At 61.0% G+C, this 18,699-nt stretch carries 20 protein-coding genes; 7 read left to right on the top strand and 13 right to left on the bottom strand.

Features of this window, described 5'->3' with window-relative positions; translation table 11 throughout:
• Positions 1-93 precede the first annotated feature (93 nt).
• Positions 94-765: a DNA-3-methyladenine glycosylase I gene (locus I8746_RS19285; RefSeq protein WP_012053467.1), complete on the bottom strand. Its 672-nt coding sequence runs from the start codon at positions 763-765 to the stop codon at positions 94-96.
• Positions 766-769: 4 nt separating this feature from the next.
• Entirely contained in the window at positions 770-1,594 is an 825-nt protein-coding gene (gene ttcA / locus I8746_RS19290; RefSeq protein WP_003252387.1) for a tRNA 2-thiocytidine(32) synthetase TtcA, read from the bottom strand.
• Positions 1,595-1,857: 263 nt separating this feature from the next.
• On the opposite strand from ttcA, the gene I8746_RS19295 reads away from it, so the two are divergent.
• Both I8746_RS19295 and I8746_RS19300 read left to right on the top strand, forming a co-directional pair.
• Positions 1,858-2,457 (top strand): Yip1 family protein, encoded by a 600-nt coding sequence (locus I8746_RS19295; RefSeq protein ID WP_003252385.1) that lies wholly within the window; start codon positions 1,858-1,860, stop codon positions 2,455-2,457.
• A gap of 131 nt (positions 2,458-2,588) precedes the next feature.
• Entirely contained in the window at positions 2,589-3,083 is a 495-nt protein-coding gene (locus tag I8746_RS19300) for a SprT family zinc-dependent metalloprotease (RefSeq protein WP_088513569.1), read from the top strand.
• Between the two features lie 186 nt (positions 3,084-3,269).
• Here the strand turns inward: I8746_RS19300 and fpr are convergent, their stop codons facing one another.
• Complete coding sequence (fpr, locus tag I8746_RS19305) at positions 3,270-4,049, bottom strand: ferredoxin-NADP reductase (RefSeq protein ID WP_003252381.1); 780 nt, start codon at positions 4,047-4,049, stop codon at positions 3,270-3,272.
• Between the two features lie 117 nt (positions 4,050-4,166).
• Here fpr and finR point away from each other — a divergent pair, with 117 nt between their 5' ends.
• Positions 4,167-5,093, top strand: a complete 927-nt coding sequence (gene finR / locus I8746_RS19310) for a LysR family transcriptional regulator FinR (protein ID WP_004574844.1) — start codon at positions 4,167-4,169, stop codon at positions 5,091-5,093.
• Here the strand turns inward: finR and I8746_RS19315 are convergent.
• From I8746_RS19315 to I8746_RS19325, 3 genes are all read right to left on the bottom strand, one after another.
• On the bottom strand, positions 5,090-5,455 hold the full coding sequence (locus tag I8746_RS19315) for a diacylglycerol kinase (protein WP_003252377.1): 366 nt from the start codon (positions 5,453-5,455) through the stop codon (positions 5,090-5,092). The genes finR and I8746_RS19315 overlap by 4 nt on opposite strands.
• Positions 5,456-5,528: 73 nt before the next feature.
• Positions 5,529-6,179, bottom strand: a complete 651-nt coding sequence (gene erdR, locus I8746_RS19320) for a response regulator transcription factor ErdR (RefSeq protein WP_010952699.1) — start codon at positions 6,177-6,179, stop codon at positions 5,529-5,531.
• Between the two features lie 178 nt (positions 6,180-6,357).
• Entirely contained in the window at positions 6,358-7,068 is a 711-nt protein-coding gene (locus I8746_RS19325; RefSeq protein ID WP_004574842.1) for a tRNA-uridine aminocarboxypropyltransferase, read from the bottom strand.
• A gap of 216 nt (positions 7,069-7,284) precedes the next feature.
• Between I8746_RS19325 and I8746_RS19330 the strand changes: the two genes are divergently transcribed.
• The gene (locus tag I8746_RS19330; protein WP_012053469.1) at positions 7,285-7,704 is read left to right on the top strand and encodes a quorum-sensing-regulated virulence factor family protein; all 420 of its coding nucleotides are present in this window, start codon (positions 7,285-7,287) and stop codon (positions 7,702-7,704) included.
• A gap of 14 nt (positions 7,705-7,718) precedes the next feature.
• Here I8746_RS19330 and I8746_RS19335 read toward each other — a convergent pair whose 3' ends face one another.
• Positions 7,719-7,928 carry a hypothetical protein gene (locus tag I8746_RS19335; protein ID WP_012053470.1) on the bottom strand — a complete coding sequence of 70 codons (210 nt, stop codon included), beginning with the start codon at positions 7,926-7,928 and terminating at the stop codon, positions 7,719-7,721.
• 160 nt (positions 7,929-8,088) lie between these two features.
• Here I8746_RS19335 and I8746_RS19340 point away from each other — a divergent pair, with 160 nt between their 5' ends.
• On the top strand, positions 8,089-9,207 hold the full coding sequence (locus I8746_RS19340) for an LOG family protein (RefSeq protein WP_003252368.1): 1,119 nt from the start codon (positions 8,089-8,091) through the stop codon (positions 9,205-9,207).
• A 265-nt stretch (positions 9,208-9,472) separates the two neighbouring features.
• On the opposite strand, the gene recX is transcribed toward I8746_RS19340, so the two are convergent.
• The 4 genes from recX to I8746_RS19360 all read right to left on the bottom strand — a co-directional run bounded on the left by recX (position 9,473) and on the right by I8746_RS19360 (position 12,742).
• Positions 9,473-9,943 (bottom strand): recombination regulator RecX, encoded by a 471-nt coding sequence (gene recX, locus I8746_RS19345; protein ID WP_003252366.1) that lies wholly within the window; start codon positions 9,941-9,943, stop codon positions 9,473-9,475.
• A gap of 21 nt (positions 9,944-9,964) precedes the next feature.
• Entirely contained in the window at positions 9,965-11,032 is a 1,068-nt protein-coding gene (gene recA / locus I8746_RS19350) for a recombinase RecA (protein WP_003252365.1), read from the bottom strand.
• 103 nt (positions 11,033-11,135) lie between these two features.
• Positions 11,136-11,618: a CinA family protein gene (locus I8746_RS19355; protein ID WP_012053471.1), complete on the bottom strand. Its 483-nt coding sequence runs from the start codon at positions 11,616-11,618 to the stop codon at positions 11,136-11,138.
• 56 nt (positions 11,619-11,674) lie between these two features.
• Positions 11,675-12,742 carry a hypothetical protein gene (locus tag I8746_RS19360; protein ID WP_014754267.1) on the bottom strand — a complete coding sequence of 356 codons (1,068 nt, stop codon included), beginning with the start codon at positions 12,740-12,742 and terminating at the stop codon, positions 11,675-11,677.
• 186 nt (positions 12,743-12,928) lie between these two features.
• Between I8746_RS19360 and mutS the strand changes: the two genes are divergently transcribed.
• Positions 12,929-15,502, top strand: coding sequence for a DNA mismatch repair protein MutS (gene mutS / locus I8746_RS19365; RefSeq protein WP_014754268.1), 2,574 nt, complete (start codon positions 12,929-12,931; stop codon positions 15,500-15,502).
• A gap of 140 nt (positions 15,503-15,642) precedes the next feature.
• Complete coding sequence (gene fdxA, locus I8746_RS19370; RefSeq protein ID WP_003252355.1) at positions 15,643-15,966, top strand: ferredoxin FdxA; 324 nt, start codon at positions 15,643-15,645, stop codon at positions 15,964-15,966.
• 535 nt (positions 15,967-16,501) lie between these two features.
• Here the strand turns inward: fdxA and rpoS are convergent.
• Both rpoS and I8746_RS19380 read right to left on the bottom strand, forming a co-directional pair.
• Positions 16,502-17,509, bottom strand: a complete 1,008-nt coding sequence (gene rpoS, locus I8746_RS19375) for an RNA polymerase sigma factor RpoS (RefSeq protein WP_003252351.1) — start codon at positions 17,507-17,509, stop codon at positions 16,502-16,504.
• 108 nt (positions 17,510-17,617) lie between these two features.
• Positions 17,618-18,475: a peptidoglycan DD-metalloendopeptidase family protein gene (locus tag I8746_RS19380; RefSeq protein WP_004574839.1), complete on the bottom strand. Its 858-nt coding sequence runs from the start codon at positions 18,473-18,475 to the stop codon at positions 17,618-17,620.
• Positions 18,476-18,699 lie beyond the last annotated feature (224 nt).

The raw sequence follows: 18,699 nt of genomic DNA on the forward strand, positions 1-18,699 counted from the left end.
GGGCACGCCGCTCCCACAGGTACTGCACAGGCCTTAAGTGCGGTGCGATTCCTGTGGGAGCGGGCGTGCCCGCGAATGGGAGCACCACAAAACTCAATGGTTGACGGTATGCGCCAGCATCACCGACAACTGGCACAGCGGCCGCCCGCTCTCTGCATGCCACTGGTTGAACGCCTGCTGCACCAGAGCCAGGTCGCGCTGGCTGGTGGGCTGCTTGTCGATCACCTTCTGCGCAATCAACGCCGCTGCCATGTCATCGGTCGGGATGAACGTGTCCTTGCCGACCATGCGCAAGAACCGTGGCGCCGACAACCCGCCCAACTGGTTGCCGTGCTTGGCCAGGTACTTCCACAAGCCGACAATGTCGGTCACTGGCCAGTCGGCGATGAACGCACCAAAACTGCCATGCGCCTTGGCGATATCCAGCACCATTTGCGCATTGCGCGGCACGCTCTTGAGCTTGCCCAGGTGGCGGATAATGCGCTCATCCTGCATCAACCGTTCCAGGTGCTCGGCGCCCATCAGCACCACTTTCTCCGGGTCGAAGCCGAAGAATACCTGCTCGAACGCCGGCCACTTGGCATCCACCAGGCTGTGCTTGAGCCCGGCGCGAAACACCCGCAGGGCCAGTGTCGACAGGTAGCGGTCGTCACTGATGTCGCGCAGTTGCGCCGGCGTGCGCGGCTGCGGCAGGAAAGCCTCCAGCGCCTGGGCCGAACCAAAGCGGTTCAGGCAATACTCATGCAACCACGGGTAATCACGCATGGGCTCAGATGTTCAGCACGTCGAGGAAGCGCGGGGTAGCGCTTTCGTCAATCTTCAGGCTGGTGAAGTCAAACAGGTTCCGGTCGGCCAGCTGCGACGGTGCCACGTTCTGCAGGGCACGGAAGATGCTCTCGGTACGGCCCGGGTGCTTGCGTTCCCACTCCACCAGCATGTCCTTGACCACCTGGCGCTGCAGGTTTTCCTGCGAGCCGCACAGGTTGCACGGGATGATCGGGAATGCCTTCATGTCCGAGTAGGCCTGGATGTCCTTCTCGCTGCAGTAGGCCAGCGGGCGGATCACCACGTTGCGGCCATCGTCGGCGCGCAGCTTTGGCGGCATGCCCTTGAGCGCGCCGTTGAAGAACATGTTGAGGAAGAAGGTTTCGACGATGTCGTCGCGGTGGTGCCCCAGCGCCATCTTGGTAGCGCCGATTTCGTCGGCAAAGGTGTACAGGGTACCGCGGCGCAGGCGCGAACACAGCGAGCAAGTGGTCTTGCCTTCGGGTACCAGTTCCTTTACCACCGAGTAGGTATCCTTCTCGACGATGTGGTACTCGACCCCCAGTTCCTTGAGGTAAGCCGGCAATACGTGCTCAGGGAAGCCCGGCTGTTTCTGGTCCATGTTCACCGCAACGATCTCGAACGTGATCGGTGCCACCTTCTGCAGGTGCAACAGAACGTCGAGCATGGTGTAGCTGTCCTTGCCGCCGGACAGGCAGACCATGACCTTGTCGCCATCCTCGATCATGTTGTAGTCGGTGATGGCTTCGCCAGCGAGACGACGCAGGCGTTTTTGCAGTTTGTTCTGGTTGACCGAGAGGGTGCCCATAGCGCTTGGATCCGCGAGGTGTGACAAAAGCCGGCTATTTTACGCACAAACGCGACGCCGCTGTAGGCATTCCGATAAAGACTTCAATGTAATCAACAGCACGGCTTACAGCGCAATTTGCTCTAAAAAGCGCGGTTTATGTGGGTAACGGCTTCCTATACTGCGACATAAGGCCACATTACCGCTTGCATCGGTGTTAGGGCCTCGGGCCGCTTGCGCTCCATATTGGGGGGCGTTTGGCAACATTGAGAGGAGTGATCGGCATGATTCATCACGTTGTGGGGCTGTTTACCCATCCCGATCAGGAATGGCGGGAGATTCGTGGCGAAGAAGAAACCATCAGCCACATGTACCTGACACACACCCTGATCCTCGCGGCGATTCCTGCCGTTTCGGCGTTTATTGGCACTACCCAGGTGGGCTGGGTGATCGGTGACCGGCCAGCAGTGATGCTGACCATGGAAAGCGCAATCTGGATGAGCATCATGTCCTACCTGGCCATGCTCGCCGGGGTGGCGGTAATGGGCGCATTCATCCACTGGATGGCCCGCACCTACGATGCCAACCCGTCCATGGCGCAATGCATCGCTTTTGCCACCTACACCGCCACCCCCTTGTTCATCGGTGGCCTGGCGGCGCTTTACCCGCACCTGTGGCTGGGCATGCTGATCGGCACTGCCGCCATCTGCTACACGGTGTACCTGCTGTATGTCGGCTTGCCGACGTTCATGAACATACCGTCGGATGAAGGCTTCCTGTTCTCCAGCTCGGTGCTGGCAGTAGGCTTGGTGGTACTGGTGGCAATCATGGCCGCTACCGTGATTATCTGGGGACTGGGCGTGGGGCCCGTCTACACCAACTAGAACAGACCGAACCAACACTGGGGCATCAACCAGGGGCCGCCGCAAGGCGGCCTCTGGCTGTGCACTGACCGGTGACTCGGCAAGCCACCTGCGCTTGCGGCATAATGCCTGGTCAGGAGAACCGCCCCGCCATGCCCGAGCAGCTCAAACAACGCGTCGAAACCTGTTACCAGCAAGCCGAAGCCTTTTTCAAACGCCGCTTCCCGCGCCCCGAAGTCAGCTTCAAACTGCGCGGGCAAAAAGCCGGCGTCGCCCACCTGCACGAGAATCTGCTGCGCTTCAACCTGCAGCTCTACCGCGAAAACCAGGAAGACTTCCTGCGCCAGACCGTGGCCCATGAAGTGGCACACCTGGTTGCCCACCAGCTGTTTGGCGACCGCATCCAGGCCCATGGTGAAGAGTGGCAGTTGATCATGCGCGGGGTGTATGAACTGCCGCCCAATCGTTGCCACAACTATGACGTGCAACGGCGCGCAGTGACCCGCTACATCTACCGCTGCCGGTGCCCGCAAAGCGACTTCCCGTTTACCGCGCAGCGGCACAAGCTGGTGCACCAAGGGCGGCGATACCTGTGCAAGCGGTGCCGGGAAATCTTGGTGTACAGCGGCGAGACGCGGGTCGAATAGATCGGGGGTCGCTTGCACCGGCCCTTTCGCGGGCAAGCCCGCTCCTACGGGTTTCGTGCAATTCCCGGGACGTGCGCTGCACCCGTAGGAGCGGGTTTACCCGCGAAAGGGCCGGAACAGGCCATGCACAAATCCCAGGCATGAGAAAGGCGACCCGAGAGTCGCCTTCCTGTACCCGCCTGGGCCTTACTTCTCGACGAAGGCACGCTCGATCAGGTAGTCACCCGGCTCGCGCATGCGCGGGGAGATCTTCAGGCCGAAGCTGTCCAGCACTTCGCTGGTCTCGTCGAGCATGCTCGGGCTGCCACAGATCATCGCGCGGTCGTCTTGCGGGTTGATCGGCGGCAGGCCGATGTCACTGAACAGCTTGCCGCTGCGCATCAGGTCGGTCAGACGGCCCTGGTTTTCGAACGGCTCGCGGGTCACGGTCGGGTAGTAGATCAGCTTGTCGCGAACCGACTCACCGAAGAACTCGTTCTGCGGCAGGTGCTCGGTGATGAACTCGCGGTAGGCCACTTCGTTCACGTAGCGCACGCCGTGCACCAGGATCACTTTTTCAAAGCGCTCGTAGGTTTCCGGGTCCTGGATGACGCTCATGAACGGCGCCAGGCCAGTGCCGGTGCTCAGCAGGTACAGGTGCTTGCCAGGATTCAGGTCGTCGAGCACCAGGGTGCCGGTAGGCTTCTTGCTGATGATGATCTCATCGCCTTCCTTCAGGTGCTGCAGCTGCGAGGTCAGCGGGCCATCCGGCACCTTGATGCTGAAGAATTCAAGGTGCTCTTCCCAGTTTGGCGAAGCGATGGAGTAGGCACGCATGAGCGGACGGCCGTTGTCCTGCTGCAGGCCGATCATCACGAACTGACCGTTCTCGAAGCGCAGGCCCGGGTCGCGGGTGCACTTGAAGCTGAACAGGGTGTCGTTCCAGTGGTGCACACTGAGGACACGTTCGTGGTTCATGTTGCTCATCGATGGGGCTCCTGAAGAAAAACGCGCGCGCAAAGCGCACAGTTGCGCAATAGTTTAGGGGCAGCGACAATATCTGTTAACTGGATTATCAAGATATGTGTTATCGGTTATATCGATATGCGATTCACACTCCGTCAAATGCAAGTCTTCGTCGCCGTCGCCCAGCACCAAAGCGTCTCTCGGGCCGCCAGCCTGTTGGCGCTGTCGCAGTCGGCCGCCAGTACCTCTATCACCGAACTGGAGCGGCAATCGAGCTGCCAGCTGTTCGACCGTGCCGGCAAACGCCTGGCCCTCAATGCCCTGGGCCATCAATTGCTGCCACAAGCAGTAGCCCTGCTTGACCAAGCCAAGGAAATCGAAGACCTGCTCAACGGCAAATCCGGTTTCGGCTCACTGGCGGTCGGCGCCACCCTCACCATCGGCAACTACCTGGCCACCCTGCTGATCGGCAACTACATGCAGACACACCCGGAAAGCCAGGTAAAACTGCATGTTCAAAATACTGCGCATATCGTGCAACAGGTCGCGCACTACGAAATTGATCTGGGTCTAATCGAAGGTGACTGCAATCACCCCGACCTGGAAGTTCAGCCGTGGGTCGAGGACGAACTGGTGGTGTTCTGTGCGCCACAGCACCCACTGGCGAAACTGGGCCGCGCCGATATCGAAAGCCTTTCGCAAGAGGCGTGGATCCTGCGCGAACAAGGCTCAGGCACACGCCTGACCTTCGACCAGGCCATGCGCCATCACCGCGCCAACCTTAATATTCGCCTGGAGCTGGAGCACACCGAAGCGATCAAGCGCGCGGTGGAGTCAGGCCTGGGCATCGGTTGCATTTCACGCCTGGCCCTGCGTGACGCCTTCCGCCGCGGCAGCCTGGTACCTGTGGAAACACCGGAGCTGGACCTGCTGCGCCAGTTCTACTTCATCTGGCACAAACAGAAGTACCAGACCTCGGCCATGCGTGAGTTTCTCGAGCTATGCCGCAGCTTCACTGCGGGCTTTACCCGCAGTGACGAGATCGTGCTGCCGCCGATCGCTTAAAGCAGGATCACTCCCCACACCAGCGCCACCATGGTCAGTGCCACCAACTGTGCGGCGCTGCCCATGTCCTTGGCATTTTTCGACAGCGGGTGGCGCTCCAGCGAAATGCGATCGATGGCCGCCTCCACCGCCGAGTTGAACAGCTCGACGATCAGCCCCAACAGGCAAACGGCGATCATGATGGCCCGCTCGGCGCGGCTGACCGGCAGCCAGAAGGCGATCGGGATCAGCACCACGTTGAGCAGCACCAGCTGGCGGAATGCGGCCTCGCCCTTGAAGGCGGCACGCAGGCCGTCCAGCGAGTAGCCAGCGGCGTTGAAGATGCGTTTGAGGCCGGTCTGGCCCTTGAATGGCGATGTCATGTGAGTCACTTCACAGCAGAAAGGCCAGCAGACTAGACCGGCTCGGGTCAAAAAAGCGTGAAGCCATGCACAGTCAGTTGCTGGCAACCGATTCAAGTTGTTGCAGCAGCAGTGCAGCCTGGGTCCGGGTACGCACGCCCAGCTTGCGGAAGATCGCGGTCACGTGGGCCTTGATGGTCGCTTCCGACACGCTCAGCTCATAGGCGATCTGCTTGTTCAGCAAGCCTTCGCAGACCATGGTCAGTACGCGGAACTGCTGCGGCGTGAGGCTGGCCAAGCCTTCGCTGGCGGCCTTGGCCTCGGCCGAAACATCGACCTTTTCGAACGCCTGCGGCGGCCACCAGACCTCGCCATCAAGCACCTTGCGCACCGCATCCTGGATCACTTCCAGGGTGCTGGACTTGGGAATGAAACCACTGGCGCCGAACTCGCGGGACTTGACCACCACGGCGGCCTCTTCCTGTGCCGAAACCATCACCACGGGGATCTGCGGGTACTGCCCGCGGAGCAGCACCAGACCGGAAAAACCGTAGGCACCCGGCATGTTCAAGTCCAGCAGCACCAGGTCCCAGTCGGCTTTTTCGCTCAGGCGGGTTTCCAGTTCGGCAATGCTTGCGACTTCGACCAGACGCACATCGGAGCCAAGCCCGAGGGTAACGGCCTGGCGCAGGGCGCCACGGAACAGTGGGTGGTCATCGGCAATCAGGATTTCGTATGTGGCCATCGATCTAAGGATCCTGTTCTGTGCCAGGCACTCGAGTGGAAGGGAAGCGCCCGGCGGGGAATCGGCGCCAAGGAGGCCGAGCACGGTCAAGGGAGATAAGCCAATCGCCCTGCCGTCTCGCCCACCCTGGCTGCCAGCTCCGTCATTATGAACCAAAGCAGGGGTTGTGCCCCTTGGACTATAGGAAGGTATGCAAACGCTGGTGGGTGTCGTCCTGCTCGTCAAGCGGTAGCCGCCGTTTGCCGCTCAGGTAATGCAGGCTGAACACATCAAGGTAAGCATCCAGCGCCTGCGAAGCCTGGCTATCGCCAGCAAGGTCCAGGCACATGGCCGCAACTTCTGCCGTACAGAAATGATCATCGCGCTTGGAGCGCCGCAGGCGGTAGCGCGACATCTGCTCGGCTTGCAGGCTCAACACCGGGAAGCGGTCCAGGTACGGGCTTTTGCGGAACATCTTGCGCGCTTCGGTCCAGGTGGCATCCAGCAGGATGAACAGTGGACGCTTGCCCGGCTCGCGCACCACCTCGCTGACCACCCGCTCCTGGGCAACGAATTCGCCCGGAAAAACGATATAGGGCTGCCAGCGCGGGTCATCGAGCAAAGCCAGCAGGCGCTCGTCAACCGCGGTGCGCAACCAGCCGAAGGCCCAGGTGTCTTCAATCAGGTCGGCAATCAACCAGCCGGTGTTGGTGGGTTTCAGCGGCTCGGTGTCGTGCATCAGCAGGCACACACCCGCGTCAGCCTGCACCCTAGGCTTCCAGGCACACAGGCAATGGGTGGCGATGACCCGGCAATCCGGGCAACGCTCGGCACGCGAGCCACGGGCGATGAAAGGCTTGTTGCTGCGGGCCAGGCGTTCGGCGCGCAGACGCGCTACCGCATGGCTCATGCCGGCAGGTCTCTGGACAGATTGAAAATGGGCACAAGGATGACTCGGAAAAAACAAGGCGGCCAGTCTACCAGAACAGGTGGCAATTGCTGTGCAGCCGGCAAAGCGCTCCTTATAATCGGACTTCTACCGTGCCGGTCCTCGCCACGCGCAATTTTACGGAACGCCGTTGACCCGCGCATGTCAAAGCGCCAGTCATCGAACCAGGAGAGATTCATGCTGCGCCTTATCGCCCCCGCCCTGAGCCTGCTGCTCGCCCTGCCTCTGGCAGCCCAGGCGGCATCCAAGCAGGATTACGACCTGAACACCCTGCTGCAGAAGGTCGCCAAAGAGAGCAGCGTCGGCACCCCACGCGCAATCAACGAGGACATCCTCGATCAGGGTTACACCGTTGAAGGCAAGGCGCTGGTCAACCACCTGAGCGTACGCCAGAGCCACGCAGCGCGCATGCAGGCCAACCCTGAGCAGGTGCGTAGCCAGCTCGGCGACAGCGTGTGCCGCAACAACGGCTTCCGCAACCTGATGTCCAAGGGCGCCGTCATGGTCTACCGCTTCACGGTCTACAAGACCAACCAGCCAGTCATGGACCAGGCCTTCGACAACGCCAGCTGCCTGGCCGGCAACAAGAAGAAGTAAGCACAGCGTCAACGCTACGCTTTCTCGTCCTCATGAGCGCGCCAGCGCCCTTCAACGGCATCGGCGCGCATCTCCGCCAACAGCGCCTGCAAGTATCGCGACCGACACTCCAGCCCCGACAGCCTGCGGCGGCACTCGGCTTCAAGGCTCAGGTGATGCACCTGGGCCGCGTTCTCCAGCTGCTGGTAGAGCTGCCAGTCCACTTCGATGACCAAGCGATGCATACCGCCACCTCCTGCATCGACACATTTCACTCTACCAGTTAACCAAACCCGTGCTGCCGATGGCCGCAGGCCGACAGGCGGCTGCGCCGAACACCTCGGCACGATCGGGCGCAAGGGTCTAGATTGAGGTCAGAGGTATTGGTGCAGAAGGAGACGTCGCATGCCTTACCATTCGAATGAACTGCTGTTCAGCCACTTCCGCGACAACAATATCGACCTGAGCAATATCGAAGCACAACTGCAACTGGTTGCCCCCAACAGCCCTAACCTGCCGCTTTACCGCGACATGATGCTGACCATCCTGCGCATGGCCCATGACGACAGCGACCGCTGGAGCGCCAAGATCACCCTGCAGGCCCTGCGCGAACTGGACCAGTCCTTCCGCACCCTGCAGCGCTACAAGGGCCGACGCAAAGTGACCGTGTTCGGCTCGGCACGCACCCCGCTCGAGCATCCGATGTACGCCCTGGCCCGCGAGCTAGGTGCCACTCTGGCGCGCTCCGACCTGATGGTCATCACCGGCGCCGGCGGCGGCATCATGGCGGCTGCCCACGAAGGCGCCGGCAGCGAGCACAGCCTGGGTTTCAACATCACCTTACCCTTCGAACAACATGCCAACCCGACGGTGAACGGTACCGACAAACTCCTGCCGTTCCACTTTTTCTTCATCCGCAAGCTGTTCTTCGTCAAGGAGGCCGACGGCCTGGTGCTGTGCCCTGGCGGCTTCGGCACACTGGATGAAGCCCTGGAGGTACTGACCCTGATCCAGACTGGCAAGAGCCCACTGGTACCGGTGGTGCTGCTGGACTCACCGGGCGGCAGCTTCTGGCGTGACTGCCTGGACTTCATCAGCCGCCAGTTGGAAGAAAACCGCTACATCCTGCCCAGCGACCTGAAGCTGGTGCGCCTGGTACACAGCGCTGACGAGGCGGTTGAGGAAATCAACCAGTTCTACAGCAACTACCACTCCAGCCGCTGGCTGAAGAGCCAGTTCGTGATCCGCATGCACCATGCGCTCAGCGAAGCGGCGTTGTATGACATTCAGGAAGGGTTTGCCGATTTGCGCCTGAGTGGCAAATATCACCAGCAAGCGGATAGCAGTGCCGAGCACGAAGTTGGCAATTACAGCCATCTGACCCGCCTTTCATTCGCCTTCAACGGCCGGGATCAGGGCCGCTTGCGTGAGCTGGTGGATTTCATCAACCTGCCGGAGAACTGGGCCAAACCGCAACCCATGCATACCACGCAGAGGGCCAGACAGGCGCTGAAAGTGAGTTGAGGCTTCGCTGTAACAGCTCGCGTAATACCTGCAGGGGCAACCTCAGGCTGCTCCTGCACCGGATCGGTTGTTGGACGCAGACCGTCGTAGGAGCGGGTTTACCCGCGAAAGGGCCTGACCTGCTGGCCAATCTCCCCGGTCATTCACCGCCGCAGCCGCCACCGTATTCGCGGGTGAACCCGCGCCTACAATGGAATGGAGACAGCCTGGGGCATTTGGCAAAACAGATTATCCGCGACGTGCACGTGCACTGTGGTTTCGAGCGTCAATAATCGTCGAGATCACGCCCACTGAGCAGACGGCCGATCATGTCCATGGGAAACCCACGGTAAGCCAGGAACCGGGTCTGCTGGGCGCGGCTGCGCGGATCTTGCGGGCGCTGCCCGGCAAACTTGCGCTGCCACACGTCTCGCATACGCTCGCCCCAATTCACCTCGCTTTCACGCAGGGCCTGGTCGATATCTGCACGCGCCAAACCACGCTGACACAGCTCTTCGCGAATACGCGCAGGGCCATAGCCAGAGCCGGAACGATAACGAATGAAACTCTCGAGGTAGCGGGCTTCACTAAGCAGCCCTTCTTCGGCGAGCCGATCGAGTTCAGGCTCGATCAACTCGTCCGAAGCGCCGCGCTGACGCAACTTGCGCGTCAGCTCGACTCGACCGTGCTCACGTCGTGCAAGCAGGTCCATGGCTGTCCGCCGGATGGCGACGGGGGTGTCGAGTACGGCAGACATATTCGGTTATCTACTGCGCAATCAATAACCGGCGTCAGCGTCGGCCATGTCATCGGCATCAGCTTCGGCAGCAGCAGCTTTGCCGGCTTCAGCAGCAGCACCTGCTTTCAGCAACTTCTCACGAATCTGCTTCTCGATCTCGGCACCAATAGCCGGGTTCTCAGCCAGGTACTTGGCAGCGTTGGCTTTGCCTTGACCAATCTTGTTGCCCTGGTAGGCATACCAGGCACCGGACTTCTCGACCAAGCCCTGAGATACCCCCAGATCAATGATCTCGCCGTTACGGTAGATACCTTTCCCGTAAAGAATCTGGAACTCAGCCTGACGGAACGGAGGCGAGACCTTGTTCTTGACGATCTTGACGCGGGTTTCGCTGCCGACCACCTCGTCGCCTTCCTTGACAGCGCCGGTACGGCGGATATCCAGACGGACCGACGCGTAGAACTTCAGGGCGTTACCACCGGTAGTGGTTTCCGGGCTGCCGAACATCACACCGATCTTCATACGGATCTGGTTGATGAAGATGACCAGGCAGTTCGCGTTCTTGATGTTACCGGTGATCTTACGCAGTGCCTGGGACATCAGGCGGGCCTGCAGGCCCACATGCATGTCACCCATCTCGCCTTCGATCTCGGCCTTCGGTACCAGCGCGGCAACGGAGTCGACAATGATCACGTCGACCGCGTTGGAACGCACCAACATGTCGGTGATTTCAAGCGCCTGCTCACCGGTGTCCGGCTGCGAAACCAGCAGGTCATCGACGTTGACGCCCAGCTTGCCAGCGTACTCAGGGTCAAGGGCATGTTCGGCGTCGACGAAGGCGCAGGTAGCACCGTTCTTTTGCGCTTCAGCGATGACAGACAGGGTCAGCGTGGTCTTACCCGACGATTCCGGGCCGTAGATCTCGACGATACGGCCTTTTGGCAGACCGCCGATGCCCAGGGCGATATCCAGGCCCAGCGAGCCGGTGGAGATGGCCGGAATGCCTTGACGCTCATGGTCACCCATGCGCATGACCGCGCCTTTACCGAATTGGCGTTCGATCTGACCCAGGGCCGCAGCCAAGGCGCGCTTCTTGTTGTCGTCCATTGAAATCCTCACGTGTTCGACTTGGCCCTGACGGCCGGAATACCTGTATAAGTAGCCAGTATTATTCCACAGGCAGACGCCCGCGCAAACCCCTGTCGTCGATTTACTCGGCACCAAGCTGTAACAAGCCGTCTAACGCGGCGATCACCGTCTGTCGACGCACCGCCTCGCGGTCACCGTCGAAGTGCCGACGTTCGCTGAACACCCGGTTACCGTCACCCCAGGCCAGCCACACAGTGCCCACCGGTTTGGCTGGCGAGCCGCCGTCCGGCCCGGCCACACCACTCACCGCCACAGCAAACCGTGCGCCACTGGCAGCCTGAGCCCCACGGACCATGGCTTCGACCACTTCCTGGCTGACTGCCCCCACCTGACCGAAAAACGCTTCAGGCACTCCCAACTGGCGGGTTTTCTGGGCATTGGAATAGGTGACGTAACCGGCTTCGAACCAGGCCGAGCTGCCAGGTATGCGGGTGATGGCTTCGGCAATGCCACCACCGGTGCAGGATTCGGCGGTAGTCACCTGCGCATTGAATCGGCGCAGGTGCTCACCCAGGCGGGTGGCGAGCGTGGTGATCGGGTCCATGTAGGGTGCTCCTCGAGGGCGGTTCTCTACCCTATCACCCTGCTTCGGGCTCTGGCTCAGGAAACTTTCAGGCTGGCCCGGGCGATTTCGCTGAACGCCAGTTCGTCACGCTGCCCCAGCCGCGGCAGCCCGTCAGGCCACTCCCGGCTCCAGTCGAAGCCACCCAGCGTGCGCATGTCCTCGATTGCCGAACGCCACCAGACCACCTTGCACGCGCGCTGGTAGTCATCAGCATTCATCACACTGCCGTAGAGCAACTTGCGGCCGATGCCACGCAGCTCCCGGGGTACATGCTTGAGGCTCCATTTCACCGAGAGCCGAGCCAGCCACGAGGGCACCGGGCGATGCGCCGGCACCTTCAGGGCCAGACCTGGCATCTTCGAATGAAAATGCTCGCCATGCCGGGCAAAGAAGATTTCTAGAATGGCATGCACGTACTGCTTCATCGCAAAGTAATGGCTGATCACGCCGCGCGCCTCGTTGATCGGCGCGCCGTGCAATTCGAAGGAAAAGGCGATCTGCTCGATCGTATGCAGGTCACGGGCATACGGCGTCCAGTTGTCGATCCGGTCGATGGCGCGCTTGGCGATGCCAACGTTGTCGCGGGTAAAGCCCATCACACCGCTGTTACACAGCCGCAAGTCATCGGCTGGTGCTTCGCCCGACTCAGCAAGCCCCTCGATGAAGCTGCGGTAATAGCTGTTGCGCGAAGCCTCGGCCCAGCTCATTTCCACCTCGTCGACCAAGAATTGCCCGGCATCGACCTGGCTGAACAGCTTTTGCGGCGACTGCAGAAATACCGTATCGGTATCGATGAACACGGTCTTGTCCGCCCACTGCCCGGCCTGGGCAATGGCGCAGGCCTTGCGCCGATGGGTGTAGCCGCCGTCGCCGGCCCAATCCTGCAAGGTCTGCTCGTCCAGTGCGATCACTTCCACCGGCCAGCCGGCAAAAGCCTGTGGCTGGTCGGTAAGCACGCGGATCACCGGCAGCTCAGCCGGCTTGCAACGAGCTAGGGCGGTGAGGATGCTGAGTTTTGCCTCCAGCTGATAGATCCGGCGCTCGCCATAAAGGAGGTAGATCAGCTGTTGCGTTACATAAGGGACAGGGCTGGACACATTCATCGTGCAGGTCACGGCTAGGGGCATTCATCGAGGGGCGCGCATTCTAGAGGGTTACGCGGCGCAGCTCCACCATTGCCCGCCAGACTGCAGGCGCACGCCCCACAGCACGCGCCTGCAACGTAACGAAAAAGCCTGTACCATTACGGGTTTACCATCGCCAACCAGATCCCCCCTGTAAGGCCCTGAATGTCAGATCTTTCCGCACACACCCCGATGATGCAGCAGTACTGGAAGCTGAAAAACCAGCACCCGGACCAGCTGATGTTCTACCGCATGGGCGACTTCTACGAGATCTTCTACGAAGATGCGAAAAAGGCCGCGAAACTGCTGGATATCACCCTGACCGCCCGCGGTCAGTCGGCCGGCCAGTCCATCCCCATGTGCGGGATTCCGTTCCATTCGCTGGAAGGCTACCTGGCCAAGCTGGTCAAGCTTGGCGAGTCGGTGGTGATCTGTGAGCAGATCGGCGACCCCGCCACCAGCAAGGGCCCGGTGGAGCGCCAGGTGGTGCGCATCATCACCCCCGGCACAGTCAGTGACGAGGCACTGCTCGACGAGCGCCGCGACAACCTGATTGCCGCACTGCTCGGTGACGAGCGCCTGTTCGGCCTGGCGGTACTGGACATCACCAGCGGCAATTTCAGCGTGCAGGAGATCAAGGGCTGGGAAAACCTGCTGGCCGAACTCGAGCGCCTGAACCCGGTCGAGCTGTTGATCCCCGACGACTGGCCACGGGACCTGCCTGCGGAGAAACGCCCAGGCGCCCGCCGCCGCGCACCCTGGGACTTCGACCGCGACTCGGCACGCAAGGCCCTGTGCCAGCAGTTCGCGACCAAGGACCTCAAGGGCTTCGGCTGCGACAAGCTGACCCTGGCCATCGGCGCCGCCGGCTGCCTGCTGACCTATGCCAAGGAAACCCAGCGCACCGCCCTGCCGCACCTGCGCAGCCTGCGCCACGAGCGTCTGGACGATACAGTCATCCTCGATGGGGCCAGCCGCCGCAACCTGGAGCTGGACATCAACCTGGCCGGTGGGCGCGACAACACCCTGCAATCGGTGATCGACCGCTGCCAGACCGCCATGGCCAGCCGCCTGCTGAGCCGCTGGCTGAACCGCCCGCTGCGCGACCTCAAGGTGCTGCAAGCACGCCAGGACTCGATCCGCTGCCTGCTCGACAGCTACCGCTTCGAAAAGCTGCAGCCGCAGTTGAAGGAAATTGGCGATATCGAGCGGATCCTCGCCCGTATTGGCCTGCGCAATGCCCGCCCGCGCGACCTGGCACGCCTGCGCGATGCGCTGGGCGCGCTGCCAGAACTGCAGAACGCCATGACCGAGCTCGAAGCGCCGCACCTGGCGCGTCTGGCGGCCATTACCGGTACCTATCCGGAGCTGGCCAGCCTGCTGGAGCGGGCGATCATCGATAACCCGCCGGCGGTGATCCGCGACGGCGGTGTACTGAAAGCCGGCTATGACAACGAACTGGACGAGCTGCTGGCAATCAGCGAGAACGCCGGTCAGTTCCTGATCGACCTGGAAGCCCGGGAAAAGGCCCGCACCGGCCTTGCCAACCTCAAGGTCGGCTACAACCGCGTGCACGGCTACTTCATCGAACTGCCGACCAAGCAGGCCGAGCAGGCCCCGGGCGACTACATCCGCCGCCAGACCCTCAAAGGCGCCGAGCGCTTCATCACCCCGGAGCTGAAGGCGTTCGAGGACAAGGCATTGTCGGCCAAGAGCCGCGCCCTAGCCCGCGAGAAGATGCTCTACGACGCGCTGCTGGAAACCCTGATCAGCCACCTGGCACCGCTGCAGGACAGCGCCGCCGCCCTGGCCGAACTGGATGTGCTCAGCAACTTGGCCGAGCGCGCACTGAACCTCGACCTGAGCTGCCCACGCTTTGTCGACGAGCCTTGCCTGCGCATCGAGCAGGGCCGCCACCCGGTGGTGGAACAGGTACTGACCACGCCGTTCGTGGCCAACGACCTGGGCCTGGACAACAGTACGCGCATGCTGATCATCACCGGCCCCAACATGGGCGGTAAGTCGACCTACATGCGCCAGACTGCGCTTATCGTGCTCCTGGCCCACATCGGTAGCTTCGTGCCGGCAGCCAGCTGCGAGCTGTCGCTGGTCGACCGCATCTTCACCCGCATCGGCTCCAGTGACGACCTGGCCGGCGGGCGCTCGACCTTCATGGTGGAGATGAGCGAAACCGCCAACATCCTGCACAACGCCACCGACCGCAGCCTGGTGCTGATGGACGAAGTGGGCCGCGGTACCAGCACCTTCGATGGCCTGTCGCTGGCCTGGGCTGCCGCCGAGCGCCTGGCCCAGCTGCGTGCCTACACACTGTTCGCCACCCACTACTTCGAACTGACCGTGCTGCCGGAGAGCGAGCCGCTGGTGGCCAACGTGCACCTGAACGCCACCGAGCACAATGAACGCATCGTGTTCCTGCACCACGTGCTACCCGGCCCTGCCAGCCAAAGCTACGGCCTGGCCGTTGCGCAGCTGGCCGGCGTACCGACGGCAGTGATCCAGCGTGCCCGCGAGCACCTTGGCCGGCTGGAAACCACCAGCCTGCCCCATGAGCAGCCTGCGGCCCACAAGGCCAAGGACGCGCCGCAAGTGCCGCACCAGAGCGACTTGTTTGCCAGCCTGCCTCATCCAGCCATCGAGAAGCTGGGCAAGCTGCAACTGGACGACATGACCCCGCGTCAAGCTATCGAAATGCTATATCAACTAAAGAACCTGTTATAACGGCGCCCATTACAAGCTGGTAGAATCCGCCGCGGTTTGCTGGTGCTGCAGGTTATTAGCCTGGCCTGCAGCCACATACCCGTAAACCGCGCGGCCCTGAGAGGAAGGGCCGCCGCCGTCGCCTGAGGAGAGAATTAGAAATGACCTTCGTCGTCACCGACAACTGCATCAAATGCAAATACACCGACTGCGTGGAAGTCTGTCCGGTGGACTGCTTCTACGAAGGCCCGAACTTCCTGGTCATCCACCCGGACGAGTGCATCGACTGTGCCTTGTGCGAGCCGGAGTGCCCAGCGCAAGCCATCTTCTCGGAAGACGAAGTGCCTTCGGGCATGGAAAACTTCATCGAGCTGAACGCCGAGCTGGCGGAAATCTGGCCTAATATCACCGAGCGTAAGGACGCCCTGCCGGACGCTGAAGAATGGGATGGCAAGCCTGGCAAGATTGCCGACCTGGAGCGCTGATAGCGCCCAGACGCGAAAAAGGCCCTTCGGGGCCTTTTTTGTTTTCCTACGGGCAAAAAAAAGGGGCGGTTTGACCCGCCCACATTTTTTTCCGTAGTCCCTGCTTGTCCCAAACATCATCCTGATGAAATCGCTTCTTGCGATGTCCCTGGCCTTCATCCTGAAAGCCTGTGCATGTCCCTGTGCACAGTTCGAATACTAGCGGGTTCAGCCAGGCGAGCAAGCAATGGAGCTTGCAAGGTATTTCCGCGGACACATTTACTCACCGGTGAATAAACCATGCTTTTCAATGGGTTGTAAAAATTCAGCCTTTGGAAACGACTTTGATTTACTAAAGGTTGCATGGAAAGCTTACACAACGAGTAAGTAAAGGCTTACACGCGATGTTACTGGGGTAGCGCGGTACACATTTGATAGGTGTCTTGCCAGGTGCGTCTGGGCGCCATGCCCCCCGACAATCTGAAAGGGAACCTCGCTTTTCGCCACAAACAAAAACGCCCCGAGATCATCGGGGCGTCTTTTGTTACAGCGCTAGCTACTGGAACAATGACTCGCTGGACAGACCATTCTTTTCAAGGATCTCGCGCAAGCGCTTGAGCCCTTCCACCTGGATTTGCCGCACGCGTTCACGGGTAAGGCCGATCTCCAGCCCAACATCCTCCAGGGTACTGCTTTCATGGCCGCGAAGGCCAAAGCGGCGTACAACCACTTCACGCTGCTTGTCGGTCAACTCGCCCAGCCACTGATCGATGCTCTGCGACAGGTCGTCATCCTGCAGCAGTTCGCACGGGTCCGTCGGGCGGTCGTCGGTCAGGGTATCGAGCAGCGTCTTGTCCGAATCCGGGCCAAGCGACACGTCTACCGAAGACACCCGTTCGTTCAGGCCGAGCATACGCTTGACCTCGGCGACCGGCTTTTCCAGCAAGGTGGCGATTTCTTCCGGCGAGGGCTCGTGGTCGAGTTTCTGCGTCAGCTCGCGCGCGGCGCGCAGGTAGACGTTCAGTTCCTTGACCACGTGGATCGGCAGGCGAATGGTGCGAGTCTGGTTCATGATCGCCCGTTCGATGGTCTGGCGAATCCACCAGGTCGCGTAGGTCGAAAAACGGAAACCACGCTCCGGATCGAACTTTTCGACCGCACGGATCAGCCCCAGGTTGCCCTCCTCGATCAGGTCGAGCAGCGACAGGCCACGGTTCACGTAACGACGGGCAATTTTGACAACCAGGCGCAGGTTGCTTTCGATCATGCGCTTGCGGCCGGCAGGGTCACCCTTTTGCGACAAGCGCGCAAAATGCACTTCTTCTTCCGGCGAAAGCAGCGGCGAGAAACCGATCTCGTTGAGATACAGCTGGGTGGCATCGAGCGCCCTGCTGTAATCGATGTACTTGTGTTGCTTGAGCGAAGAGCCCGATTTGGCCCTCGTCCGAACCGAAGATACAGCAGGTTCGTCTGACACCACATCCGTTTCCAAAACGATACCCGTCTCCATCAGGAGGACGTCATCGTCGATGTCAAACTCCGGCACTTCTTTACTGAGAGCCATTGTTATAATCCTTTGCTGAGTTCGAACTCAGACTCGAGCGGCACCTTTCTCCCTGGCAGCGCTTGAGCCTGTCCCCTCTACATCACAGGAACAGGCCGGGTACAACGGTCAACGACGTGGCAGGAACTGGAGTGGATCGACGGGTTTGCCCTGGCGGCGAATCTCGAAATGCAGCTTCACCCGATCTGTGCCCGTAGACCCCATTTCAGCAATCGACTGCCCTGCCTTGACCTGCTGCCCCTCCCGAACCAACAGCCTGCGGTTATGACCGTAGGCACTGACGTAGGTGTCGCTGTGCTTGATGATGATCAGCTCGCCGTAGCCCCTCAAACCACTCCCGGCATAAACCACCGCACCATCAGACGCAGCAAAAACAGGCTGTCCCAAATCACCGGCGATATCAATGCCTTTATTCAAACTACCGTTTGAAGCAAATTTTCCAATCAGCACGCCATTGGCAGGCCAGGTCCAACCACCTACCGCGCGCTCTGCGGCTGGTACGGTAGCGACCACAGGGGCAGGGGTGGAAGGCGCCGACGTGGCCGGTTTGCTGGTGCTGGCAGGCGCCGTGGCAGTGCTGCCCACAGGCCGCCGCGTGACCGTGGTGCGGCTTGACGAGGACGGGCTGGACACCACCGTGGTGCGGCTGCTGGAACCGCTGCTGAAACGAATCGCTTGGCCCGGGCGGATGGTATAAGGCGCCTGAATGCCGTTGCGTGCAGCCAGCTCCTTGTAGTCCCAGCCATAACGGAAGGCAATGGAGAACAGGGTGTCGCCTGGCTTGACGATGTATTGCCCAGAAGTCACCGCCGGGCGCTTGGGCACGGTGTTGTTGCGGTCGACCACCCGCGCGCTGTTGCTGCTGGTGCTTGAGCAACCCACCAGAAGCGTGCCCATGGCCAATGCAATCACCAGAAGCTTGAAACCCGACCCGTCCTTGCGCTGCCGAATGACTGTGTGACCCACCCGCGCTCCCCTCATGGTGCCGAAAATCGATATGAAGACAAGAAATGCAATATTGTTGCAATTATAACCAAGCCAGCCGGTAATGGCAGACGGGTTCAAAAGACGGGCATAAAACCCCGGTGCACGCTGTGCGTTAGCGCTTCGCACCGCCTGATAGACAGGGCGAAGCGACAAGAATTCGCCACCGGCACAAAAATACACCGCGCCTCATGCCTGCACAGCTC

The organism is Pseudomonas sp. USTB-Z, from assembly GCF_019691255.1.
Classification (GTDB): Bacteria; Pseudomonadota; Gammaproteobacteria; order Pseudomonadales; family Pseudomonadaceae; genus Aquipseudomonas; species Aquipseudomonas alloputida.